The sequence below is a fragment of the Marinitoga sp. 1135 genome, from assembly GCF_013363245.1.
Lineage (GTDB): Bacteria > Thermotogota > Thermotogae > Petrotogales > Petrotogaceae > Marinitoga > Marinitoga piezophila.
Window position 1 is genome coordinate 177,323 of sequence record NZ_LBEZ01000001.1, and the last position, 24,295, is coordinate 201,617.

Genomic DNA, 24,295 nt, shown 5'->3' on the forward strand with positions numbered 1-24,295 from the left:
TTATATTAAAATCTTACTTTTAACTCTTTATTAGCAACCTTTTCATCTAATCTCCTAACAGGTGTATTTCGAGGGGCACCTTTTAGAATTTCTGCATCTGATTTTGCTTCTTCTAATATTTTATGCATAACATCTACAAAATGGTCTAATTCTTCTTTAGATTCTGTTTCTGTTGGCTCAATCATCATAGCTTCATGCACAATCAATGGGAAATAAATTGTTGGTGGATGAATGCCATAATCAAGCAACCTTTTAGCAAAATCAAGAGTTTTTACTCCATATTCTTTTAAGAATGTTCCATCGATGATAAATTCGTGTTTGCATACTTCATCATAAGCAATTTTAAATTCTTTTTCCAATTTCTTTCTTAAATAATTTGCATTTAATACAGCCATTTCACTTGCGAATTTTAATCCATCATGACCCATTGAAAGAATATAAGTATAAGCTCTTACCATTACAGAGAAATTTCCATAGAATGTTCTTAATCTTCCGATACTTTTAGGGATATCATAGTTTAAATAATATTTTCCATCTTCATTTAAGTCTACAACTGGTTTAGGCAAATAATCTTTTAATTTAGCTTTTACTCCAACAGGCCCGCTTCCAGGTCCACCCATTCCATGTGGAGTTGAGAAAGTTTTATGAAGGTTAACATGAACTATATCAAATCCCATATCTCCAGGTCTAACCTTACCCATTATTGCATTTAAGTTAGCTCCATCATAGTAAAGAAGGGCATTATGTTCATGAGCTAATTTTGCAATTTCAAGAATATCCTTTTCAAATAAACCAAGAGTATTTGGATTTGTAAGCATGATAGCTGCTACAGTATCATCCATTTTTTCTTTAAATTCTTCAAGGTCAACCCTTCCATCAGGACCTGATTTTACTTCAATAACATCAAAACCAGCCATTTTAGCTGATGCAGGGTTTGTTCCGTGAGCTGAGTCAGGCAAAATAACCTTTGTTTTATTTGTATATCCATTATCATCGATATATTTTCTTACAATAAGCATTCCTGTAAGTTCACCATGAGCACCTGCTGCAGGTTGTAATGTAACAGCATCCATACCAGTGATTTCGCCAAGGTAATTCTGAAGATTGTACATTAATTCAAGAGCACCTTGAGTATATTCTTCATCTATATATGGATGTATGTTGTTAAATAATCCAGCCATTTCTTCGTTAATCATAGGATTATATTTCATTGTACATGAACCTAATGGATAAAATCCACTATCAACAGAATGATTCTTTCTTTCTAAATCATTGTAATGTCTTACGACTTCAAGTTCAAAAACCTGTGGAAGATTTGGTTTTTCTTTTCTAATTAATTCATCTTCCATTTCGATTTTTTGTTCTGGTACATCTAATTTAGGCAATGAAAATGATGTTCTTCCTTCTTTTGACTTTTCAAAGATTAATTTCATCGATTTCACCTACCTTAGAAATCAAGTAGTCAATTTCTTCTTTTGTATTTAATTCAGTTGCGCAGAATAAACCATAATTATTTAATTCATTATAGAATTTTCCAAGATTTAATGGACCAACAAATTTTTCTTCATATAATTTCTTATTAAATTCATCAAGATCGAATTTTGGTTTTAAAACAAATTCATTAAAGAAAGGTCCTTCAAATACAGGTTCAAACTTTTCTGTTTCCATTAATTTTTTAGCAAGATAATGTGCTTTTTGATAGTTTTGATATGCGATTTCAGCTAAACCTTCTTTTCCAACAACACTTAGATAAACGGAAGATAAAACAGCCATTAAAGCATGGTTAGAACATATATTTGAAGTGGCTTTTGCTCTTCTGATGTGTTGCTCTCTTGTTTGAAGAACCATAACAAAACCTCTATTTCCATCAGCATCTACAGTTTCACCTATAATTCTTCCAGGCATCTGTCTTATGTATTGCTTTTTAGAAGCAAAAAATCCAAATGTTGGACCGCCAAAAGACATATAATTTCCAATAGATTGTCCTTCGCCAACTACAATATCAGCACCAAGTTTTCCGGGTGCTTCTAATAATCCAAGTGCAATAGGATATGCGTTAACTATAAGTAATACTTTTTCTGGTAATACTTCTTTTATAGCTTTTATATTTTCCACAACACCAAAGAAATTAGGATATGAGATTACTACAGAACTTATATCTTCTGTTAATTTTGATTTTAAATCTTCTATATCAATTCTTCCTGTTTTTTCATCATATTTTACAGTTTCTAATTCCAGATTCTGTGATTCTATGTATGTTCTTGAAACCTCAATATATTCAGGATGTAAGGAAGAAGCTACTAAAGTTTTATATTTTTTATTTATTCTTGAAGCCATTAAAATAGCTTCTGCTACAGCACTTCCTCCGTCATACATTGAAGAGTTTGCAACTTCCATACCTGTTAATTCACAAATAGCAGTTTGAAATTCATATAATGCTTGTAATGTACCTTGAGAAACTTCAGCTTGATAAGGAGTATAAGCAGTTAAAAAATTTCTTTTGGTTGCAAGTTGATATACAGCTGAAGGAATATAATGTTTATAAATTCCGGCGCCCCTAAACATTGCATATTCATCAAGATTTATTGTTCTATTAGCCAATTCCATAATTTCTCTTCTTACTTCAATTTCTGATTTTGATTCAGGAATATTTAAATCACCTTCAAAAAGTTTGGGAATATCTGAATATAATTCCTTAATATTTTTAATTCCAATAACTTCCATCATTTCTTTAATATCTTCTTCTGTATGTGGAATGTATGGATATTTTTTCACCAATGTCACCTCACTTTTAAAATTTCAAAAGACCCGGAAAACCGGGCCTGAAATTATAGAGAATTCTTATATTCTTCTTCAGATAATAATTCGTCTAATTCGCTTTCATCACTGATTTCCATTTTTACAATCCAACCAGCATTTTCTGCATCATCATTTATTAGTTCAGGAGAAGCATCAAGTTCTGAATTTACTTCAATTACTTTTCCTGAAACAGGAGAGTAAACATCACTTGCAGATTTTACTGATTCAACAGCACAAAGAGCTTCACCTTTTTTGATTTCTTTTCCTTCTTCTGGTAAATCAACATATGTTATATCTCCAAGTTCTTCTGCTGCATGTGCTGTTATACCAATTGTTGCAATGTTACCTTCTACTTCTACCCATTCATGTGTTTTTGTATACTTTTTCATTCTCATACCCTCCTAAAGTTATTTTCTTGTTTTTACACTACCTCTGTAAAATGGTATTTTTATTACTTTTGCCTTAACCCTTTTATTTCTTATTTCAACTTCAATTTCTGTATCTTTCTTATAATATGGTTTATTTAACATTGCTAATGCGATTGGCTTATTTAATGTAGGAGAAACTGTTCCACTGGTAATAAATCCAACTTCTTCATCACCAACAAAAACTTTATAACCATGTCTTGGAATTCCTTTTTCAAGCATTTCTATTCCTTTTAATCTTCTTCTAATGCCAACTTCTTTTTCCTTCAATAAACCTTCTTTTCCAATAAAATCCTTTTCGAAGTCAACAGCCCATTTTAATCCAGCTTCTAAAGCTGTTATTTCATCATTCATATCATTTCCGTATAATAAATATGTTGCTTCTAATCTTAAAGTATCTCTTGCACCAAGTCCTGCTGGTTTTCCATCGTATTTAGGAAGTAATTCCAATAATTTTCTCCACATTGGAACTGCTGCCTCTTTATCAAGATAAATTTCAAAACCATCTTCGCCTGTATAACCTGTTCTTGAAATTAAACATTCAATTCCGTTAATTCTTCCTTCAGTGAAATTATAATATGAAATATTTTTCAAATCAACCCCTGAAATTTCTTGTAACATTTCTTCAGCTTTTGGTCCTTGAACAGCAATTTGTGCAATATTATCAGAAATATTTTTAATTTCTACTTCAAAATCTTTTGCTTTTTCAGCAATCCAATTATAATCTTTTTCAATGTTAGAGGCATTTACAACCAACAATATATGTTCATCAGAATACTTATAAGCTAATAAATCATCTATAACTCCACCATTTTCGTTAAGCATTGGAGAATATACGATTTCTTCTGGTTTTATTTTTTCAACATTATTGGTTATTAAATAATTTACAAACTTAACAGCATCTTTACCTTTTATATCAATTTCACCCATATGAGAAACATCAAAAATTCCAACGTTATTTCTTACAGCATTATGTTCTTCCTTAAGTGAAGAATACCATACTGGCATTTCCCAACCACCAAATGGAACCATCTTTGCTCCTAACCTTACGTGTTCGTCATACAAAGGTGTTCTTTTTAAATTTTCCATTACTCTGCCTCCCTATTTTCAAGAATTTGTTTTGCAACATTATAATCTTCTTCATTTACATAAAGATTCATTATTGTGCCATTACCAAAAAATTCGCTCCCAATACCAATTTCTTTAGGAGCTTTTAATAATACATTTATTCCATTTGATTCGAGCAATTGTTTTATCATTTGAGCTTCAAAGTCATTAATGTGAGATTTTAAAATTTTCCACATTTTCACACCTTCTTTCAAATTCTATTATACATCTAAAATTTGTTTTTATAAAGAAAAGAAATTTTATAAAAAACATGGTATAATATCAATAAACGGCGATAATTGAAAAAAATTTCATATATTCATAGATTTTCATGTTTAATAACTTTTAAGGAGGGAGAGACAAAATGCCTCAAATTAAGAAAATAGGTATTATAACAAGTGGTGGAGATGCTCCGGGGATGAATGCAGCAGTACGTGCTGTAACAAGAACAGCAACTTCAAATGGATTGGAAGTAATAGGATTCTACAAAGGTTATGCAGGAATTCTTGATAAGGAATATACTGAATTGACTTATGCATCTGTTGGAGGAATAATGGAAAAAGGCGGAACTATTTTAAGAACTGCGAGGGTACCGGGATTTAAAGATCCTAATATTAGAGCAGAAGCAGCAAGAAATTTAAAAGAACTGGGTATAGATGCATTAATTGTAATTGGTGGTGAAGGAAGTTTAACAGGTGCTAAATTATTATATGAAGAACATGGAATACCAATTGTTGGAATTCCTGCTTCTATTGATAACGATATACCTGATACAGATATGGCAATTGGTGTTGATACATGTTTAAATACAGCTGTAGACTCAATGCAAAAATTAAAAGATACAGCATCTTCTCATGAAAGAGCATTTATTGTAGAAGTAATGGGAAGAGGTTCTGGATATATAGCTTTAATGTCTGGTATAGCAGTTGGTGCTGAAGGAATAATAATTCCGGAATTGCCAATTGACTATGATCAATTAACAGATAAAATTTGGGAACAAAGAAAAAGAGGAAAAATAAATTGTATTATTGTTGTTGCAGAAGGTGCTGCAAGCGCATATACAGTTGCAAGACATTTTGAAAATAAAATAGGGTATGAAACAAGAATAACCATTTTAGGTCATATTCAAAGAGGAGGGTCACCAACTGCATTTGATAGAATATTAGCTTCAAGAATGGGTTATGAAGCTGTAAAGTTTTTGCTTAATGGAGAAGCTGGAGTTATGGTTGCTTTAAACAGAAGCAAACTAATAGCAGTTCCTATTGATAAAGTATTAAGTGAAAAGAAAGAGTTAGATTATGAATTAGTAAAATTAGCAAATACATTATCATAAGGAGTGATGAGAATGACAATGAGAAAAACAAGAATTGTTGCAACAATAGGGCCTGCAACTGAATCAGAAGAAATGGTAAGAAAATTAATAGAAGCTGGAGCTGATGTTTTAAGACTGAATACATCTCATGAAAACCCAGAAGTTCATGAAAAAAGAATTGAAACTATCAAGAAAGTAAGAAAAGAATTTGACAAACCTGTGGCGATTTTATTGGATCTTGCAGGTCCAAAAATTAGAACAGGAAATTTCTATAAAGATGAAATTACACTTGAAGAAGGACAGGAATTTATATTAACAGCAGAGGAAGTTACAGGCGATGAAACAAAAGTATCGATTAATTATAAAGGATTACCAAAAGATGTAAAACCAGGAGATAAAATTTTAGTTAATGATGGAAAATTAAAGTTAGAAGTTATAGAATCTGACGGAGTTAACATAAAAACTAAAGTTTTAAATACAGCAACAATTACACATAGAAGAGGAATAAATGCACCAGGGGCAGATATAAAAATTCCAGCGTTAACAGAAAAAGATAAAAAATATATAGAATTTGGTATTAAACATGAAGTTGATTATTTTGCACTTTCATTTGTTAGAAAGCCAGAAGATGTTCTTGAAATGAGAGAAATATTAAATTCCTTAAATGCAAAAGATGCACAGATTATTAGCAAAATTGAAACAAAGCAAGCAATAGAGAATGATCTTGAAAAAATTATTGAACTCTCAGATGGTGTAATGGTTGCAAGAGGAGATCTTGGAGTTGAAGTAGAAGTTGAAAAAATTCCGGTTTTACAAAAAAGAATTATAAAAATTGCAAATAGAATGGCTAAACCAGTTATTACAGCAACTCAAATGCTTGAAACAATGATAGAAAATCCAGTTCCAACAAGAGCTGAAACAACAGATATTGCAAATGCAATTTTAGATGGAACAGATGCAATAATGTTATCCGGCGAAACATCAATAGGAAAATACCCCATAGAAACAGTTAAGGTTATGGATAAAATAGCTAAAGAAACTGAACCATATATTAATCATTATAGTACATTGTTCTATGAATTTGATGAAGAAGATGATTCAACTACAAATGCAATTTCAAGAGCTGCTAATGAAATTGCTGTAAGTTCAGGAATAAAAACTATAGTAGCTGTTACTGATAGAGGTTATACAGCTCGTGCAGTATCCAGATATAGAGAAAACGTAAATATAATAGCTGTTACTCATTCAGAAAAAACATACAATAGGTTGGCATTAGTTTGGGGAGTAAAACCAATGATAGTAAATGAATTTGTAAGTACAGACACCATGCTTTATATTGTTAAACAAACTTTAAAAGAAGAAGGATTAGTAAAATCAGGAGAAAAAATTATATTTACAGCTGGAATCCCTTATGGATTCTCAAGTAAAACAAACTTTTTACATATTGCAGAAATAAAATAATGTTAATATAACAAAAAACGCCTCGAATAATTCTGAGGCGTTTTTTGCTATAACACATTTTTTAAATATTTTCCTGTATATGTATTTGCTTTGATAATATCTTCTGGAGTTCCTGTGGCTACAATATATCCTCCTTTTTCTCCACCTTCAGGACCAAGATCAATAATATAATCTGCATTTTTAATAACATCAAGATTATGTTCTATTATTATTACAGTATTTCCTTTTTCAACCAATTTATGCAAAACTTCAATTAACTTTCTCACATCTTCAAAATGCAAACCAGTAGTAGGTTCATCAAGAAAATATATAGTTCTTCCTGTGTCTCTTTTTCTTAATTCTGAAGTAAGTTTTATTCTTTGTGCTTCACCACCGGATAATGTAGTTGCTGGTTGTCCGAGTTTTATATATCCAACTCCAACATCATTTAATAATTGAAGTATTCTTTTAATACGAGGAATATTCTCAAAAAATTCCAGTGCTTCTTCTACAGACATATCTAAAACATCAGCAATTGTTTTATCTTTATACTTTACAGTAAGCGTCTCTTTATTATATCGCTTTCCTTTACATACATCACAGGTAACATAAACATCGGGCAAAAATTGCATTTCAATCTTTAAATAACCATTACCTTTACAAGCTTCACATCTTCCTCCTTTTACATTAAAACTAAACCTGCTTTTTGTATATCCTTTCATTCTAGCTTCTTTTGTTGCAGCAAATAAATCCCTTATTAAATCAAATACACCTGTATAAGTTGCAGGATTACTTCTTGGAGTTCTTCCAATTGGAGATTGGTCAATAGCGATAACATTATCAATATATTCCAATCCTTTTATTTCTTTATACTTTCCAGGTCTTACTTTTGAATGTCTTAGCTCTTTTAATAATGCTGGATATAATGTATCCATTATTAATGAGGATTTTCCAGAACCAGAAACACCTGTTACCACGATAAATTTTCCAAGAGGAATTTCTACATTTACTTTTTTTAAATTATTATGTTCTGCTCCAATTATCTCTATCTTTTTATCTGTTTCAACACGTTTAGTTTTATATTTTATTAACTCTATTTTTTTCTTTCCTGAAATATATTGTCCTGTAAGGGATTTTCCTGGATTTTTAAGAAGATTTTTAACTGTCCCGCTATATACAACTTCTCCACCATTAATTCCAGCGCCGGGGCCTAAATCAACTATATAATCTGAAGATTTTATTACTTCTTCATCATGTTCAACTATAATAACAGTATTTCCTAATTCTTTTAATTTTTTCAAAGTTTCTATTAATCTGTCATTATCTCTGGGATGTAAACCTATTGTTGGTTCATCAAGTACATATGTTACACCAGTTAGCCCTGAACCAATTTGAGTAGCAAGTCTAACCCTTTGTGATTCTCCACCTGATAAGGTATTTGCACTTCTGGAAAGAGTTATATATCCCAATCCTACATCAACAAGAAATCCTATTCTTTTCTTTATCTCTGTTAATAATTCTCCAACAATCTCTTTTTCCTTTTTGGTTAAAGATATTGTTTCAAAAAATTCTTTGGCTTTTTCAATTGGCATTTCAGTTATTTCCTGAATATTTTTGCCATTGATTTTAACGTTTAAAGGTTCTTCTTTTAACCTTTTTCCGTGACAGGTATTACACGTTTTCATTACCATGTATTCCTTTTGATAATATAAACGTATTTCATCATTCTCAGCATTTCTATAACGTCTCTCATACATATTGATAAGTCCTTCAAACTCTTTATAATAACGATAAACACCATTTGAAGTTTTGTACTCAAATCTTATAGGTTCTGTTGTTCCATATAAAATACCATCAATAGTTTCCTTTTTTAAATCCTTTATTTTCTTCTGAGGGTCATCATTAAAATGTTTTATAACATTTTCAATTACCTTCATCATATATGTATCTTTTCCAAAAGAAACTCCACCATTATATATATTTTTTTCATAATCTAAGATATATGTGGGTTCAAATTCGAATTTAAAACCAAGGCCATGACATTCCTCACATGCACCATATGGGCTATTAAAAGAAAAAAGTTTTGGAGTAATTTCAGGGAAACTAAACCCACATTCAGGACAAACCAATTTTTCGCTATATGTTTTCTTTTTTAACACATTACCTTCTTTATCCAATTCTCGAATTTCAACAAATCCATCAGATTCCTTTAAAGCCAGCTCAATAGCTTCATATAACCTTTCGAAATTCTCCTTTTTTAACTTTAATCTATCAATAAGTAAATTAATTGTATGCCTATAGCTTTTCTTTAAAGATGTAATTTCATCCAGATCGTATATTTCACCGTCAATTTCAACACGCTTATATCCATTTTTTCTCATTGTTTCCAATTCTTTTTTGAATTCACCTTTTTTCTCTTTTGCAATAGGTGCAAAAACGTATAACCTTGAATTTTCATCAAATTGGTCATACACTCTTTCAATAATTTCATCAATTGAAGATTTTTCAACAGGAATTTTACATTTTGGACAATATGCTTTTCCAATTCTGGCAAATAAAACCCTCATATAATCATATATTTCTGTAACTGTACCAACGGTAGAACGTGGATTGTGGGATACAGATTTTTGTTCTATTGCAATTGCAGGTGAAAGTCCTATTATTTGTTCGACATTTGGTCTTTTTAATTCGCCAAGAAATTGTCTTGCATATGAAGAAACAGATTCCAAATATCTTCTCTGACCTTCGGCATATATTGTATCCATTGCAAGTGTAGATTTTCCAGAACCAGAAAGTCCTGCAATAACCACTAATTTATTTTTAGGGATTTTTACATCTATATTTTTTAAGTTATGTTCTTTGGCACCTTTCACATATATATAATTCATATTTTCACCTCACACTAAATTATACCACATATATTATTTCTGTAATCAACTCAAAAATGTAAAAGATATAATAAAATCATTAAATAACCAACAAAAGAAAAAATAAAGGGAATAATCAAATTTTTTAGCATTGAAGACATCTTAACACCAAAAAAATTAGAAGTTAATAATAAACATAAGTGTACAGGTGAAAGCAAAACTCCTATTATTGCAAAATAATAATTAGTTACTGCAGCTGCTAATAACGGAAATGCCCCAGAGGTTGCAAGACTTAGTGTAAGAGGTATTGTAATAGAAAAAGCTGCTTGAGTTATTCCCGTAATCAATCCAAGAATAAATGGAGAAAAAATTATAATTATCCAGGGATTAATTCCAAAATTTTTAAGTTCTTCAGTAAACATAACAGAAAGATTAGAAGCACTAATAAAATTTTTATACCAGAAAACCAAAAATAATAAAAGAAAAATAGAATATTTCAATTTAAAAAGATTTTTATAATTCTTGGTAAAAATTGCGTATAAAACTGCAACAGTAAATACAACTAACCAACCTTCTATCTTTAATAAAACTCCAATAATTATAGCGATAATTGGTATTAAAGAGTCAATAAAAGTTATCATATCTTTTTTACTATAATTAATATGTATTTTACCAAGTCCAAAATAAAACCAGGCGCTTACAATTGCAAAAATACCAATTGGTAATTGCAAAAATAAAATTTTAACCAGATCAGTTTTTGTAAATATTGCTTCAAGAACAAGAGCCGGATATAATATCCAGAAAAATTCCATAGAATGTCTAAACCAATAATTCATAGAAGCAGCAGTTAGATGATCCAACTCACTTTCATCAGAAATATCTCTTACCATTGGTGCAGTGAACATTGCACCACCTGGCATAGGCAAAAAGCCTAAAAACATGGGCATTAAAGCAGAAGCCTGTTTAGCATTAAAAATATTTTTTATACTATTGGAAAACTTTTGTGAGTTTCCAGAAGATTTAAAAGTATCAGCTATTAAATAGATACTATATATAGTTATAATTATTTCATAAAACTTTTGGTCTTTTAATGTTATCAAAAAAGCTGTTGCAGTCATAGGAAACTTTGCAGAGATTATTGCAGTAGAAATCAAAGCAGCAAATATTCCCCAATGAATACTTTTGGTAAATTTTATTGCTAAAATCAAAATAAAAAATCCTGCCAATATGGATAATGTAATCATTCAAAAACCTCCCTGATAATTAGTTATCCTAATCATTATATCATAAAAATATTGATAACAATAAAAAAATCCCGCAAAAAGCGGGATTAATTATAAACACTTAAAATATTTTTCCTTTATATAATGGGAATTTTTCACATAATTCCTTTACTTCTGATTTTATTTTATTTTTAAATTCTTCGTCTAATGTTCCATCTTCATCTTTTATATTTGTAATAACTTCATTAATTAATTTAGCAATAACAACCATTTCTTCTTCTTTCATGCCTCTTGATGTAACAGCAGGTGTTCCTATTCTAATACCACTTGTTACAAAAGGTGAACGTGTTTCCTTTGGAATAGTGTTTTTATTTACTGTAATTCCAGCAGCTTCTAAAGCTTTTTCAGCAGCTTTTCCGGTTACATTTTTTTCATTTAAATCAACAAGGAATAAATGAGAATCTGTTCCACCTGAAACAATTCTAAATCCAAGTTTTTCCATTTCTTCAGCAAGTTTTTTTGCATTTTTTATAACCTGTTCTTGATAAGTTTTAAATTCTGGAGATAAAGCTTCCTTAAATGCCACAGCTTTTGCAGCAATAACATGCATTAAAGGACCCCCCTGAATTCCAGGGAAAATACTCTTATTAATTAATTTATATAATTCCTTATCGTTAGTTAAAATCATACCGCCTCTTGGGCCTCTTAATGTTTTATGTGTTGTTGTTGTAACAACATGTGCATATTCAAGAGGATTTGGGTATAATCCAGCAGCAACAAGTCCTGCAAAGTGTGACATATCAACTACAAGATATGCTCCGACTTTATCAGCTATTTCTCTAAATCTTTTGAAATCAATAATTCTTGCGTACGCACTTCCACCAGCAACAATTACCTTTGGTTTATGTTCAAGAGCTAACTTTTCTACTTCATCATAATCTATTACTTCTGTATCTTCATTTACACCATATTGTACAACGTTGAATATTTTACCTGAAAAGTTTACTGATGCACCGTGAGTTAAATGTCCCCCATGGCTTAATGACATTCCCATTAATGTATCGCCAGTTTCCATTAATGCAAGGTAAACACCCATATTAGCCTGAGAACCTGAATGTGGTTGAACATTTGCATATTTAGCGCCAAATAATTCCTTTGCTCTATTTCTTGCAAGAGTTTCTGCTTTATCTACAACCTCACAACCACCGTAATACCTTTTTTTAGGATAACCTTCAGCATATTTATTTGTTAAAACGCTTCCCATTGCTTCCATAACTGCAACTGATGCAAAATTTTCTGAAGCAATTAATTCAATTCCATATTCCTGTCTGTTTAATTCTTCGGTTATAATTTCGAAGATTTCAAGATCAATTGTTTTCACATTTTCCCACATATTCTCTCCTCCTCACCGATAAAATTTTCACATATATTATACAATAAATATAATAAAAATACTAATACTAACATTGAAAAAAATTTCGTGAAAAAAATTTCACACACCATTTAATCAGGGATAATTCCATATAACCAGATGTATACCCCTCTAATCAACTTTGTAAAAAGTAAATTAAAAGTGTAAAATAAAAGTGAGAAATAAACTACTTTTTGGAGGGGTGATTATTGTGAAATTTGAAAATAAGTATTCAGAAACCGTTAAAAGGATTAAATCAAACCTTATCAGAGAATTGTTAAAAACAGCTGGTGATAAAGATATTATTTCATTTGGTGGTGGAATTCCAGATCCAGAAACATTTCCTATTAAAAAAATGTCAGAAATTGCAAATGAAGTAATTATGAATGAATACAGAGTATCATTACAGTATGGTTCAACAGAAGGTGATCCAGAATTAATTAAACAGTACATTAGATTAATGGAAGAATATGAAGGTATCCATGGTTTAACAGAAGAAAATTTAATGGTTACAACAGGATCACAGCAAGCATTATTTATTGTTGGAACAGTATTTTTAGATGAAGATAGCTACTGTGCAGTAAGTAAACCAATTTATTTAGGAGCAGGAAGTGCTTTTAATCAAAGAAATCCAAAATACATTAGCATTCCACTTGAAAAAGATGGTATGAATATTGACTATCTTGAAAATGAATTAAAGAAATTAGATGAAAATGGAGAAATCGATAAATTCAAATTTGTTTATACAGTAAGTAATTTCCACAATCCAGCAGGAACAACATTATCACTTGAAAAGAGAAAAAGATTAATTGAATTAGCAGAAAAATATGATTTTATTATCATTGAAGATGATCCATATGGTGCATTAAGATTTGAAGGAGAAAAGCAACCAAGTATCTTCAAATTAAATAATGGTGAAAGGGTTGTCTTATTAAATACATTTAGTAAAGTATTATCTCCAGGATTAAGAATAGGTGTTATTGTTGCAAATAAAGAGTTAATCAGAAAAATGGTATTGGCAAAACAGGGAATGGATCTTTGTTCTTCAACATTAACTCAGAGAATAGCAGCAAGATTTATTGAAAAATATGATTTATTTGAAGAAATAAAACCAACAATAGAGTTATACAGAGCTAAAAAAGATAAATTTATGGAAGCGTTGGAAAAATACCTTGGAGATATTGAAGGTGTTGACTGGATTAGACCAGAAGGTGGATTGTTCTCATGGATTACATTACCAGAAGGTTTTGATACAATGGAATTATTTGAAATTGCAAAGAGAAAGAAAGTAATCTATATACCAGGCGAAACATTCTATGTAGATGAACCAGAAAGAAATACAATGAGAGTTTCATTCTGTCTTCCATCATTTGAAGAATTAGATGAAGGTGTAAAAAGATTAAGAGAAGCAATTGACGAATATGCAAAAGAAAAAGGAATAGAATTGAAATTAAAATAAATAATATTTTAAGCATTGTGAGGTGAAAAAATGAAACGAATTTTAGTAATCAATCCTGGTTCAACATCAACTAAAATAGCAGTTTTTGAAGATAATAACTTAATAGTTTCTGAAGAAGTTTCTCATTCAATGGAAGAATTAGAAAAATACGATAGATTAATGGATCAAATAGATTTAAGAAAAAACGAAATCGAAGAATTTATTGGAAAATATGGATACAAAGTTTCAGACTTTGATGCAATTGCTGCAAGAGGTGGTATTCTTCCACCTCTTGAAAGCGGTACTTATAAAGTAAATGAAGAAATGGTTGATTATTTAAGAAACAAAACAAAAATAGAACACGCTTCAAATCTTGCCGCTGTAATTGGTTGGGAATTGTCAAATGGAGAAATACCAATATTTATTACCGACCCAGTTTCAGTTGATGAATTTATTCCAGAATCAAGAATTTCAGGTATTCCTGAAATAGAAAGAAGAAGTTTATTCCATGCATTAAATATGAAAAGTGTTGCAAGAAAGGCTGCTAAAGAGTTAAACAAAAAATATGAAGATTGTAATTTTGTTATTGCACACCTTGGTGGGGGAATTTCTGTTGGCGCACAAAGAAAAGGAAAAATGATAGATGTAAACAACGCAAATGACGAAGGACCATTTAGTCCTGAAAGGACAGGGGAATTACCAGTTGGCGATCTTGCAAAAATGGCATTTTCTGGTAAATACGATAAAAAAGAATTAAAGAAAAGATATATTGGAAAAGGTGGTCTCGTAGCATATCTTGGAACAAATGACCTAAGAGAAGCAATGAAAAAAGCCGAAACAGATGAATACGCTAAAAAAGTAGTTGAAGCTATGGCATATCAAATTGCTAAAGAAATTGGCGGTATGGCAGCTATATTAAAAGGTGAAGTAGATGCAATTATTATAACAGGTGGTATGGCAAGAAACGATGTATTTATAGATATGATTAAACAAAGAGTATCGAAAATTGCATTAATTATGAGATATCCAGGTTCATTTGAAATGGAAGCATTAGCAGAAGGTGCATTAAGGGTATTAAACAATGAAGAACCAGCTAAAGAATGGAAATTGTGAGGTGAAACAATGAGAATTAACAAAATAATTGAACTTGCAAAATCAATGGAAGTAAAAAAAACCGTTGGTGTTGCAGCAGCTGAAGATGAAGTAGTGTTAAAGGCTGTTGAAAGAGCTTTAAAGGAAGGAATTTGTAATGTTGTATTATATGGAAACGAAGAAAAAATAAAAGAAATTGCAAAAGAACATAATATAGATATTTCCAAAATGGAAGTAGTTCATTGTGAAAATAATAAAGAAGCAGTTAGAAAAACTGTTGAAGATGTAGCCTCAGGAAAAACAGACCTTCCAATGAAAGGCCATATCACAACAGGTGAATTGCTTTCAGTATTCTTAAAAGAGGAATATGGATTAAGAACAAAAAGCACAATGAATCTTGTAAGCGTATTTGATATAGAAGGTTATCATAAATTACTTATTGTAACAGATGCTGGAATGGTTATAGCACCAACTTTAGAACAAAAAGTTGATTCAATAAACAATGCAGTAAAAATAGCAAAAGCTTTGGGAATTGAAACACCAAAAGTAGCAATAGTAGGCGCTCTTGAAAAGGTTAATCCAAAAATGCCAGCAACAATGGATGCAGCAATAATTACTCAAATGAACAGACGTGGTCAAATAAAAGGCTGCATAGTAGATGGACCATTTGCAATGGATAATGCAATTTCTAAAGAAGCAGCAGAACACAAAGGAATAAAAAGTGAAGTTGCCGGAGATGCAGACATTATAATTATGCCAGATATCGAAGCTGGAAACATATTCTATAAATCCATGGTATTCTTATCAGGTGCTGGTGTTGCAAGTACAATTCTTGGCGGTAAAAAACCTGTAGTTTTAACTTCAAGAGCAGATTCTGATGATGCGAAACTATTATCAATTGCATTATCAGTACTCTTAGCTTAGGAGGTAATAGTTATGTATAAAATATTAGTAATAAATCCTGGTTCAACATCAACTAAACTTGCAATTTACGAAGACGATAAACTTCTTTCAAAAGATACAGTAAGACATTCATCAGAAGAATTAGCTCCTTTTGAACATATTGCAGATCAATACGAATTTAGAAAAAACGTTATAAAGAAATTCCTTGAAGAAAGCGGACATTCATTAGAAACATTTTCTGCAATTATAGGAAGAGGTGGATTATTAAGACCAATTCCAGGTGGAGTATACGCAGTAAATGAATTAATGAAAGAAGAATTAAGAGAAGGAAAATACGGAGAACATGCTTCAAATCTTGGGGCATTAATTGCAAGTGAATTAGCAAATGAAGTTGGTATTCCAGCATACATTGCAGATCCTGTAGTAGTTGATGAAATGGAAGATATTGCAAGATTCTCAGGACATCCAGATTATGTAAGGAAATCTATTTTCCATGCATTAAACCAAAAAGCTGTTGCAAGGAGCACAGCAAAAGAAATGGGAAAATCATATGAAGGAGTTAATTTAATTGTTGTACATATGGGCGGTGGTATCTCTATCGGTGCTCATAAACATGGACGTGTTGTTGATGTAAATAACGCACTCGATGGCGACGGTCCTTTTACCCCCGAAAGAGCTGGAACATTGCCAATGACTCAGGTAATGGATTTGGCCTATTCAGGAAAAATGACATTAGATGAAATGAAAAAAAGGATAAAAGGAAAAGGTGGTTTAGTAGCATATCTTAACACAAACGATGCATTAGAAGTTCAAAAAAGAGTAGAAAGTGGAGAAGAATATGCTACAACAATTTATAAAGCAATGGCATTACAGATATCCAAATGGATTGGAAAAATGGCAGCTGCTTTGAATTTTGAAGTAGATGGAATTGTTTTAACTGGCGGTTTGGCATACGATAAAAATAATATGGTTAAATGGTTAAAAGAACATACAGAGTTTATAGCACCTATTTATGTTGTGCCAGGTGGAGATGAAGAAAAAGCTCTTGCAGAAGCAGCATTGAGAGCGTTAAAAGGAGAAGAGGAAGTTAAAAGTTATCCTCAGGAGGTAAATAATGGTTAATACTGATTTTAAATGTCACGTTTTTATTGGAATGTTTGGTTCTGGAAAAACAGAAATAGCCTTAAATACAGCAATATATCTTAAAGAAAAATATGATCATGTTGCAATAGCTGATATAGATGTAATAAGTCCATATTTCAGAACAAGAGACGAAATAGATATTTTAAGCAATATGAATATCAAAGTAATAACACCACCAAAAAGATTTATGCATGCGGATTTACCAATAATTCCACCAGAAGTTGGAGGATATATAGTAAATCCAGAATACCAAACAGTAATAGATGCTGGTGGTAATGAAGACGGAGCTACAGTAGTGGGATCACTAAATAACTTTTTGACTCAAACAAAAACAGCAACATATTTGGTTGTAAATACTAAAAGACCGTTTATGAACACAGTAGATGATATTATATATAATCTCGAAAGATTAGGTGCAAAGGCAAGAAGAAAAATAGATTATTTAGTATCAAATTCCAATCTTCAAAATGAAACTACTGAAGAAGTAATTCTCGAAGGTGAAAAATTATTAATGGAAGTTTCTGAAAAAACAGGAATACCAATAGCATTTACAGTAGTTCCTGAATTCTTAAAAGATATAGAAACACAAAATAAGAAATTCATTTTAAGAAGATTTATGGATAAAGTGTATGAATTATGAACCTGAAAAGGAGGGATACGATGGAATACAAAAACAAAGTTGAAATCGATCAGGAAAGATGTAAAGGATGTGGCCTTTGTATAGATGCCTGTCCTACACAGACATTAGGATTCTCAGAAGCATTTAATGCAAAAGGTTATCATCCAGCAGCAGTAATACATCCAGAAAAATGTATAGGATGTGGATTCTGTTACCAGATGTGTCCTGATGTATGTATCACAGTTTCAACATTGGAAAAGGCAAATGCTTAAGGAGGGATAATTGATGGGCGAAAAAGTAATGGTTAAAGGTACAGAAGCAATTGGTGAAGCCGCCATAAGGGCTGGATGTAGATTATATTTTGGATATCCAATAACACCACAGAGTGAATTAACAGAATATATGTCAAGAAGGTTACCACAGGTTGACGGTACATTTTTACAGGCTGAAAGTGAAGTTGCAGCTGTAAATATGATTTACGGTGCAGCAGCAACAGGTTCAAGAGTATTCACATCAACATCTTCACCAGGATACTCATTAATGCAAGAAGGTGTTTCATATATTGCTGGTGCAGAATTACCTGCAGTATTTGTAAACGTTGTTAGAGGCGGTCCAGGTTTAGGAGATATTCAGCCAGCACAAAGTGACTACTTCCAGGCAACAAAAGGTGGAGGACACGGAGATTACAGACTTGTTGTATATGGTCCAGAATCATTACAGGAAGCTGTAGAATTAACAATAAAGGCATTTGATGTTGCAGATAAATACAGAAATCCTGTTTTAATCCTTGCAGACGGTATGCTCGGTCAAATGATGGAACCAGTTGAATTCCCAGAATATAGGGATTTATCAACATTACCTGATCATAGCTCATGGGCAATGCAGGGAGCAAAAGGAAGAGAACCACATAAAATAACTTCATTTGATATAAATGAATATGTTTTAGAAAAAATGAACTTAAGATATCAGGAAAAGTATAAGAAAATAATTGAAAACGAAATAATGTACGAAGAATACAAAACAGAAGATGCAGATGTTATTCTCGTTGCATATGGTACAATTGGAAGAATTGCAAAAACAGTTGTTGATACAGCAAGAGAAAAAGGCGTAAAAGCAGGTTTAATAAGACCAATTACATTATGGCCATTCCCATATGAAGCAATTGCAAAATTAGCAGATCAGGCAAAATTATTCTACACAGTTGAAATGAGTATGGGACAAATGGTTGAAGATGTAAGATTAGCAGTAAACGGTAAAAAACCAGTTGAATTCTACGGAAGAACTGGTGGTGTTGTTCCAACACCAAATGAAATATTAGATCATTTAATGGAATTGTTATAAGAAAGGAGGAAAATTATGTCATATAAAATAAAATTTAAAGGTCCTGAGTCATTAAGCGGAAAAGAATTTACTTACTGTCCAGGATGTCATCATGGTATAATCCATAGATTAATAGCAGAAGTATTAGATGAATTAGGAATAAGAGAAAAAACATTAATGGTTGCTCCAGTAGGATGTTCAGTTTTTGCATATGAATTCTTTGATGTAGATGGTACAGTTGCACCACACGGAAGAGCTCCAGCAGTAGCAACAGGTATGAAAAGAGCAAGACCAGATAATGTAGTATTTACATATCAGGGTGATGGTGACCTCGCTGCTATAGGTACAGCAGAAATTATGCACGCAGCAAACAGAGGAGAAAAAATCACAACAATATTTGTAAACAATGCTATATATGGTATGACTGGAGGACAAATGGCTCCAACAACATTGCTTGGAATGAAAACAACAACTTCGCCATATGGAAGAAAAGCAGAAAATGAAGGTTATCCAATTCATATGGCAGAAGTATTATCAAACCTACCAGGTGTAGCATTCTTAGCAAGAACAAAAGTTAACAAACCACAGGATGTATTAAAAACAAAGAAAATGATTAAAAAAGCATTCTTAGCTCAATTAAATGGCCTTGGTTTTGGTATGGTTGAAGTTCTTTCAACATGTCCAACAAACTGGGGTGTAAATCCAATTGAAGCTAACAAATGGTTAGAAGATAACATGGTTCCAGAATTTCCATTAGGCGTTTATGTTGACAAGGTGGGTGATGAAAAGTGAGACATCATGCATTCATAGCAGCAGGATTTGGTGGTCAGGGTGTAATGCTCTTTGGAAAAATCCTTTCATTAGCAGCAATGTACGAAAATTTATATACAACATGGTTACCATCATATGGTCCAGAAATGCGTGGAGGTACAGCAAACTGTACAGTAGTTATCTCAGAAAAATACATTGCATCACCAGTTGTAGACAAACCATCAGAAGTTATAGCATTTAATATTCCATCAATGTACAAATTTGAAAAATTCTTACCAGAAGGTGGATTATTACTTTTAAATACATCTGTTATAGATAGAGAACCAGAAAGAAAAGATGTAAAAGTAATAAAAATTCCTGCAAATGAAATTGCAGATGAATTAGGAAATATAAAAGTTCAAAATATGGTAATGTTAGGAGCATATTTAAAAGCAACAGATGCAGTTTCATTTGATTCAGTAAAAGCAGCTCTTGAAAAATCATTAAAAGGTAAAAAAGCAGACTTATTAGAACTTAACTTAAAAGCAATTGAAGCTGGAATGAAAGCTGCAGAAGAACAATTATAATTAATAATATAAAACCGGAAGCTTTTAAGCTTCCGGTTTTATATTACTTCATCAACTTCATTTATATTGAGTATCTCATTTATATCATTAACAATTTTATCTATATATTCTGGATTCTCTACAATATCTATTTCATCACCATCAACAACATAAATCTTTGATTCATCATAATTATCAATCCAGTCTTTATATAAATTATCAAGTTGCTGCCAATATTCAATAGGAACCTGCATCTCCATTTCTCTTCCTCTTTTAGCAATTCTTTTAACAACAGTATCCACACTTGTTTTAATGTATATCAATAAATCAGGCTTTTTTAAAAATTCAAGCATAGTATAAAATATTTGAGTGTATGTCTTATATTCCCTTTCGCTCATCTTACCTGTTAAATAAAGATTTTTTGCAAAAATCTCTGCATCTTCGTATATTGATCTATCTAAAATAGCATCTGTACCGCTATCGATTATATCCTTAATACTATTAAATCGATGAAAAAGGAAAAAGGTTTGTAAATGATATGACCATTTCTTTTGGTCCTTATAAAAATCTTCTAAAAATGGATTATCAGCAACAGATTCATAATATGGTGTAAAACCAAGCCTTTCTGAAAGAACTCTTGTAAATGTAGATTTTCCAGCACCAACATTCCCGGCCAAAACTATCATCTTTCCCATTATTTTCCCTCCAGATAATTTATTATTTTTAATAAAACTTCTTTTAACTGTTTTTCATCAAAAACATTAAAATTATTTCCGTCAATATAAAGAAAATCCTTCTCATTAGAAAAATATTCCTTATAACCTCTATCAACCAATTCCAGATATTCCTTTGCAATGACCTTCTCCATATCCCTATTTCTCTTTTTAATTCTTTCAATAACAGTATCCACATCGGTATCAATATAAATAAGAACATCAGGTTTCTTAATATCCTCAGTTAAAATATCATAAATCTTGAAAAACTTATATTTCTCCTTTGGATTGGTAATTGTAATATCGGCAAAAATCTTATTCTTTAACATATCATAATCAGAAACAATTAATCTTGAATCATTATTCCTGTGATATTGCTTGTATCTTGAAACAAGAAAAAACATTTCTGTTTGAAATCCTACATCTTCATTCTTATATAATAATGGAAGATAAGGATTATTTTCAAATTCTTCTAAAATCAACTCATCAGCATTAATTTTATAAAAAATAGCATTAGCAAGCGTTGTCTTTCCACTTCCAATATTCCCTTCGATATTAATTCTTAACTGTTTATCCTTAAAATATGCCAAAATCTCTTCCATCATGCCACCTCAATATTCAATAAAATAAATTCATTAATGCTCTATCATTATATAAAAGAAATATTGAAAAAATCTTTAATTTTCATTAAGATATCTATATATAGTAGTTATTAATTTCTCAAATACTATACATAGCAACTTAAAATAAAAATATTATAGTACTTGACAAATTATAAAAATTACAGTATAATATATACTGTAAAAAATAAAGGAGGGATAATATGGATTTAGATTTTATCTCATTTGAAACATTTGGTATATTTATAAAAGACGGTTTTTATCCATTACTAGATGGTTATGGTAGTAGTGGAATGTTAGAACTAATAAAATTTGATCCATCTGATGAGTATCCTGAAGTTTATTATAGTGAAGCCAAAAAAGAGGAATATCCTTTTCTTGATTTTAATGTAGAGCCATATGAAGTTACAACCCCTCCAAAGATTTTAGATGATGGAACAGAAGCAATAACGATGTATAAAGTATATAAAACCAATAATGAAAGAGTTTATGTAAGAGAGTTATATAGAAGGATTAAGAGACTAAAAAATGGGGAAGTGAAAATTATAGAACAATATTATGATGAAGGAGATGTAATTGTATTAGAGAATGAGGAAAAAAAGGTATTTGTTATGCATAAAGGTTCATTTGGTATTGATTTAAATTTAGATGATGATGACAATGTAGTAGAAGTTAGTGATGTATATCAATATCCTGATAAAGAAAAGAGGTGGGGCGATGAAAAAGATTAAATTAAAGGAAATATCAAATATTTTTTTATCACCTCAGGTAGAAGAAACACCTGAGGGCAATCTTAATTATATAAAACTTTCATCAATAACAAAAAACAAAATAGAGATAGAAAAACTGTCAAAAGCTGTGTATAATAAAAATAGAAACATAGAAAAATATCTCTTAAAGAAAAACGACATAATCTTCAGCGCAAAAGGTTCAAATATCTTTGCTGTCCATATTGATAAAGACATTCCAAATCTCATTTCTGCACAATTCTTTTTTAATATTAGAATCAATTCTGATAAAATACTTCCAGAATTTCTCACAATAATATTAAACAATGAATATGCAAAAAGATATTTTGAAGAAAGACGTGTTGGTAAGATAATTAAAGTTATTAAGAAAAAAACACTTGAAGATTTTGAATTAACATTACCCCCGCTTGAAATACAAAAGCAAATAATAGAAATTGTAAAAAACTTTGAAAAAGAAAAAGAATTAAAACTAAAAAGCCTCCTGCTAAAAGAAGAGCTAATAGACAAAACAATATTCTTAAAAGTATGGAGTGATTTAAATGTATAAAACAATAGCGGAAATACTGAAAAATATATGGCAACATTCGGATTCAAAAAATCTGGAATTAATCCAGACACAAACGCATTTAATAGCATTTTATAAATTTCTATACGACTTAAAAACAGAAAAAGATTACATAACTCAAAAACATGAATTAATTGAAAAAACAGAAAATATAGAAATTTCAGTTTTAAACTCGGAAAACTTTTTTGAACAGATAAAAAAACAACTATCCTTTATTGAAAATGCAGAAAATATTCCAGACATTCCCGATGAATCAAAAACAAAAGTATTTAGATTATTAAACAATCTTGATTTTTCAAAAAATATATTAAGAGGAACATATAATGAAATTATAAATTCATTCCTTGATACATTAAATACGCTTCCAGAAAGAAATTTGCAAAGGAATATAAGAAACAATGAAAATGAGGACTTGCATATATTAATAAGTATAAATTTCAAAGAGCTAAAAAAAGCATTAGCAGAAACAATTACATCTAATGAGAATGTTCACATCACAAATCCTTATTTAACAGGAATTCTACCGGAAAAAATCTCAATTTTATATAACACAGAAACCGCTGAAAAAAAGATAATCTTTGAAATATACAAACATCTTATTCAGGCTAATGAAATAAAATCAGAAAAAATAAATACAGAAATAGATTTTATTTCCTTATTCAATAAAAAATGCGAAAAAGAAATAAAATTAAATACAAAAAAAATACTTATCTTTGATTCAGAAAGCTGTGCAAAACGATTCCACGAAAACAACAGTCAATACTCAAAAAACATTGAAAAAATGATAAAAATAAATGGCAAAAATGAATTATACATCTATCTAATAAACCCAAATAAAAAAACAGAAAATATAATAATAATCAATACAAACCAATCAGGAAAAACAGATAAAATAGAAATAAAAGAAAAAGAAGTTATAAGCCATAACTTCTCTTTTGATATTCAAAACTATCAATTCACAGGCGAAAAAATAAAAAAAGATATCGAAAAAATAAAAACACTCCTTGAAACAGAATACTCAGAAAAAAAACAAAAAGAAATAGGTCTAAAAACGCTGGAGTTATTATCAGAGTTATATAAAGAATAATTATTTTAAAAAGATAAAAAATTACGAAACAGAAATAAAAAGCTGTGAAATATAAAAAATAATAAAAGTTGATATTGTTTTATAGTTAAACTTAGATGTTGGAATGTTATAGGATGAAATTTATATAAAAATATGGTATAATTTTT

At 30.5% G+C, this 24,295-nt stretch carries 24 protein-coding genes; 14 read left to right on the top strand and 10 right to left on the bottom strand.

Annotated elements, in window-relative coordinates; genetic code table 11:
- Window positions 1–5 precede the first annotated feature (5 nt).
- Genes gcvPB through XO10_RS01035 form a run of 5 tightly spaced genes read right to left on the bottom strand, consistent with a single transcriptional unit; the run spans window position 6 to window position 4,528 of the window.
- Window positions 6–1,433: an aminomethyl-transferring glycine dehydrogenase subunit GcvPB gene (gene gcvPB / locus XO10_RS01015; RefSeq protein WP_014295668.1), complete on the bottom strand. Its 1,428-nt coding sequence runs from the start codon at window positions 1,431–1,433 to the stop codon at window positions 6–8.
- Window positions 1,417–2,775, bottom strand: coding sequence for an aminomethyl-transferring glycine dehydrogenase subunit GcvPA (gcvPA, locus tag XO10_RS01020; RefSeq protein ID WP_014295669.1), 1,359 nt, complete (start codon window positions 2,773–2,775; stop codon window positions 1,417–1,419). Before gcvPA ends, gcvPB begins: the two co-directional genes overlap by 17 nt.
- Window positions 2,776–2,828: 53 nt before the next feature.
- Window positions 2,829–3,194 carry a glycine cleavage system protein GcvH gene (gene gcvH / locus XO10_RS01025; RefSeq protein WP_171814206.1) on the bottom strand — a complete coding sequence of 122 codons (366 nt, stop codon included), beginning with the start codon at window positions 3,192–3,194 and terminating at the stop codon, window positions 2,829–2,831.
- Between the two features lie 12 nt (window positions 3,195–3,206).
- The gene (gene gcvT / locus XO10_RS01030) at window positions 3,207–4,313 is read right to left on the bottom strand and encodes a glycine cleavage system aminomethyltransferase GcvT (RefSeq protein ID WP_175421019.1); all 1,107 of its coding nucleotides are present in this window, start codon (window positions 4,311–4,313) and stop codon (window positions 3,207–3,209) included.
- A complete protein-coding gene (locus XO10_RS01035) occupies window positions 4,313–4,528 on the bottom strand; it encodes a DUF2007 domain-containing protein (protein ID WP_014295672.1) in 216 nt (71 codons plus the stop codon). Before XO10_RS01035 ends, gcvT begins: the two co-directional genes overlap by 1 nt.
- 176 nt (window positions 4,529–4,704) lie before the next feature.
- Between XO10_RS01035 and pfkA the strand changes: the two genes are divergently transcribed.
- Both pfkA and pyk read left to right on the top strand, forming a co-directional pair.
- Entirely contained in the window at window positions 4,705–5,664 is a 960-nt protein-coding gene (pfkA, locus tag XO10_RS01040; RefSeq protein ID WP_041638685.1) for a 6-phosphofructokinase, read from the top strand.
- A gap of 12 nt (window positions 5,665–5,676) precedes the next feature.
- Entirely contained in the window at window positions 5,677–7,104 is a 1,428-nt protein-coding gene (gene pyk, locus XO10_RS01045; protein ID WP_014295674.1) for a pyruvate kinase, read from the top strand.
- Between the two features lie 47 nt (window positions 7,105–7,151).
- Here pyk and uvrA read toward each other — a convergent pair whose 3' ends face one another.
- From uvrA to glyA, 3 genes are all read right to left on the bottom strand, one after another.
- Entirely contained in the window at window positions 7,152–9,971 is a 2,820-nt protein-coding gene (gene uvrA / locus XO10_RS01050) for an excinuclease ABC subunit UvrA (RefSeq protein WP_014295675.1), read from the bottom strand.
- A 50-nt stretch (window positions 9,972–10,021) separates the two neighbouring features.
- Window positions 10,022–11,194, bottom strand: a complete 1,173-nt coding sequence (locus XO10_RS01055; protein ID WP_175421020.1) for a DUF401 family protein — start codon at window positions 11,192–11,194, stop codon at window positions 10,022–10,024.
- Between the two features lie 100 nt (window positions 11,195–11,294).
- Complete coding sequence (glyA, locus tag XO10_RS01060; RefSeq protein WP_175421021.1) at window positions 11,295–12,566, bottom strand: serine hydroxymethyltransferase; 1,272 nt, start codon at window positions 12,564–12,566, stop codon at window positions 11,295–11,297.
- A 229-nt stretch (window positions 12,567–12,795) separates the two neighbouring features.
- On the opposite strand from glyA, the gene XO10_RS01065 reads away from it, so the two are divergent.
- From XO10_RS01065 to XO10_RS01105, 9 genes are read left to right on the top strand one after another with little or no spacing between them, the layout of a single operon-like run.
- On the top strand, window positions 12,796–14,043 hold the full coding sequence (locus tag XO10_RS01065; protein WP_014295678.1) for a PLP-dependent aminotransferase family protein: 1,248 nt from the start codon (window positions 12,796–12,798) through the stop codon (window positions 14,041–14,043).
- 30 nt (window positions 14,044–14,073) lie between these two features.
- Window positions 14,074–15,135: a butyrate kinase gene (gene buk, locus XO10_RS01070; protein WP_014295679.1), complete on the top strand. Its 1,062-nt coding sequence runs from the start codon at window positions 14,074–14,076 to the stop codon at window positions 15,133–15,135.
- 9 nt (window positions 15,136–15,144) lie between these two features.
- Window positions 15,145–16,038 (top strand): bifunctional enoyl-CoA hydratase/phosphate acetyltransferase, encoded by an 894-nt coding sequence (locus tag XO10_RS01075; RefSeq protein ID WP_175418017.1) that lies wholly within the window; start codon window positions 15,145–15,147, stop codon window positions 16,036–16,038.
- A gap of 12 nt (window positions 16,039–16,050) precedes the next feature.
- Complete coding sequence (gene buk, locus XO10_RS01080; RefSeq protein ID WP_175418018.1) at window positions 16,051–17,139, top strand: butyrate kinase; 1,089 nt, start codon at window positions 16,051–16,053, stop codon at window positions 17,137–17,139.
- Complete coding sequence (locus XO10_RS01085) at window positions 17,132–17,800, top strand: hypothetical protein (protein WP_014295682.1); 669 nt, start codon at window positions 17,132–17,134, stop codon at window positions 17,798–17,800. Before buk (XO10_RS01080) ends, XO10_RS01085 begins: the two co-directional genes overlap by 8 nt.
- 20 nt (window positions 17,801–17,820) lie before the next feature.
- Window positions 17,821–18,051, top strand: coding sequence for a ferredoxin family protein (locus tag XO10_RS01090; protein ID WP_014295683.1), 231 nt, complete (start codon window positions 17,821–17,823; stop codon window positions 18,049–18,051).
- A gap of 13 nt (window positions 18,052–18,064) precedes the next feature.
- Window positions 18,065–19,120, top strand: coding sequence for a 3-methyl-2-oxobutanoate dehydrogenase subunit VorB (locus XO10_RS01095; protein ID WP_014295684.1), 1,056 nt, complete (start codon window positions 18,065–18,067; stop codon window positions 19,118–19,120).
- Window positions 19,121–19,135: 15 nt separating this feature from the next.
- Window positions 19,136–19,891 (top strand): thiamine pyrophosphate-dependent enzyme, encoded by a 756-nt coding sequence (locus tag XO10_RS01100; RefSeq protein ID WP_014295685.1) that lies wholly within the window; start codon window positions 19,136–19,138, stop codon window positions 19,889–19,891.
- On the top strand, window positions 19,888–20,436 hold the full coding sequence (locus XO10_RS01105) for a 2-oxoacid:acceptor oxidoreductase family protein (protein ID WP_014295686.1): 549 nt from the start codon (window positions 19,888–19,890) through the stop codon (window positions 20,434–20,436). Before XO10_RS01100 ends, XO10_RS01105 begins: the two co-directional genes overlap by 4 nt.
- 38 nt (window positions 20,437–20,474) lie before the next feature.
- Here the strand turns inward: XO10_RS01105 and XO10_RS01110 are convergent, their stop codons facing one another.
- Both XO10_RS01110 and XO10_RS01115 read right to left on the bottom strand, forming a co-directional pair.
- Window positions 20,475–21,110, bottom strand: coding sequence for a deoxynucleoside kinase (locus XO10_RS01110; protein WP_014295687.1), 636 nt, complete (start codon window positions 21,108–21,110; stop codon window positions 20,475–20,477).
- Window positions 21,110–21,730 (bottom strand): deoxynucleoside kinase, encoded by a 621-nt coding sequence (locus XO10_RS01115; RefSeq protein ID WP_014295688.1) that lies wholly within the window; start codon window positions 21,728–21,730, stop codon window positions 21,110–21,112. The genes XO10_RS01110 and XO10_RS01115 overlap by 1 nt, the downstream gene beginning before the upstream one ends.
- A 221-nt stretch (window positions 21,731–21,951) precedes the next feature.
- On the opposite strand from XO10_RS01115, the gene XO10_RS01120 reads away from it, so the two are divergent.
- The 3 genes from XO10_RS01120 to XO10_RS01130 are packed head-to-tail and all read left to right on the top strand — an operon-like array spanning window position 21,952 to window position 24,149.
- Window positions 21,952–22,479 carry a hypothetical protein gene (locus XO10_RS01120; protein ID WP_014295689.1) on the top strand — a complete coding sequence of 176 codons (528 nt, stop codon included), beginning with the start codon at window positions 21,952–21,954 and terminating at the stop codon, window positions 22,477–22,479.
- Window positions 22,466–23,044, top strand: a complete 579-nt coding sequence (locus XO10_RS01125) for a restriction endonuclease subunit S (RefSeq protein ID WP_014295690.1) — start codon at window positions 22,466–22,468, stop codon at window positions 23,042–23,044. The genes XO10_RS01120 and XO10_RS01125 overlap by 14 nt, the downstream gene beginning before the upstream one ends.
- Window positions 23,037–24,149 (top strand): hypothetical protein, encoded by a 1,113-nt coding sequence (locus XO10_RS01130; RefSeq protein WP_175421022.1) that lies wholly within the window; start codon window positions 23,037–23,039, stop codon window positions 24,147–24,149. Before XO10_RS01125 ends, XO10_RS01130 begins: the two co-directional genes overlap by 8 nt.
- The last annotated feature ends 146 nt before the right edge of the window (window positions 24,150–24,295 follow it).

Coding starts and splice junctions, on each gene's coding strand:
- XO10_RS01075 (WP_175418017.1), top strand. CDS start 15,145: ATGAGAATTAACAAAATAATTGAACTTGCAAAATCAATGGAAGTAAAA.
- glyA (WP_175421021.1), bottom strand. CDS start 12,566: ATGTGGGAAAATGTGAAAACAATTGATCTTGAAATCTTCGAAATTATA.
- XO10_RS01130 (WP_175421022.1), top strand. CDS start 23,037: ATGTATAAAACAATAGCGGAAATACTGAAAAATATATGGCAACATTCG.
- XO10_RS01115 (WP_014295688.1), bottom strand. CDS start 21,730: ATGGAAGAGATTTTGGCATATTTTAAGGATAAACAGTTAAGAATTAAT.
- XO10_RS01120 (WP_014295689.1), top strand. CDS start 21,952: ATGGATTTAGATTTTATCTCATTTGAAACATTTGGTATATTTATAAAA.
- XO10_RS01100 (WP_014295685.1), top strand. CDS start 19,136: ATGTCATATAAAATAAAATTTAAAGGTCCTGAGTCATTAAGCGGAAAA.
- XO10_RS01085 (WP_014295682.1), top strand. CDS start 17,132: ATGGTTAATACTGATTTTAAATGTCACGTTTTTATTGGAATGTTTGGT.
- XO10_RS01055 (WP_175421020.1), bottom strand. CDS start 11,194: ATGATTACATTATCCATATTGGCAGGATTTTTTATTTTGATTTTAGCA.
- XO10_RS01125 (WP_014295690.1), top strand. CDS start 22,466: ATGAAAAAGATTAAATTAAAGGAAATATCAAATATTTTTTTATCACCT.
- buk (WP_175418018.1), top strand. CDS start 16,051: ATGTATAAAATATTAGTAATAAATCCTGGTTCAACATCAACTAAACTT.
- XO10_RS01095 (WP_014295684.1), top strand. CDS start 18,065: ATGGGCGAAAAAGTAATGGTTAAAGGTACAGAAGCAATTGGTGAAGCC.
- gcvH (WP_171814206.1), bottom strand. CDS start 3,194: ATGAGAATGAAAAAGTATACAAAAACACATGAATGGGTAGAAGTAGAA.
- uvrA (WP_014295675.1), bottom strand. CDS start 9,971: ATGAATTATATATATGTGAAAGGTGCCAAAGAACATAACTTAAAAAAT.
- gcvPB (WP_014295668.1), bottom strand. CDS start 1,433: ATGAAATTAATCTTTGAAAAGTCAAAAGAAGGAAGAACATCATTTTCA.
- XO10_RS01035 (WP_014295672.1), bottom strand. CDS start 4,528: ATGTGGAAAATTTTAAAATCTCACATTAATGACTTTGAAGCTCAAATG.
- XO10_RS01090 (WP_014295683.1), top strand. CDS start 17,821: ATGGAATACAAAAACAAAGTTGAAATCGATCAGGAAAGATGTAAAGGA.
- pyk (WP_014295674.1), top strand. CDS start 5,677: ATGACAATGAGAAAAACAAGAATTGTTGCAACAATAGGGCCTGCAACT.
- XO10_RS01110 (WP_014295687.1), bottom strand. CDS start 21,110: ATGGGAAAGATGATAGTTTTGGCCGGGAATGTTGGTGCTGGAAAATCT.
- buk (WP_014295679.1), top strand. CDS start 14,074: ATGAAACGAATTTTAGTAATCAATCCTGGTTCAACATCAACTAAAATA.
- gcvT (WP_175421019.1), bottom strand. CDS start 4,313: ATGGAAAATTTAAAAAGAACACCTTTGTATGACGAACACGTAAGGTTA.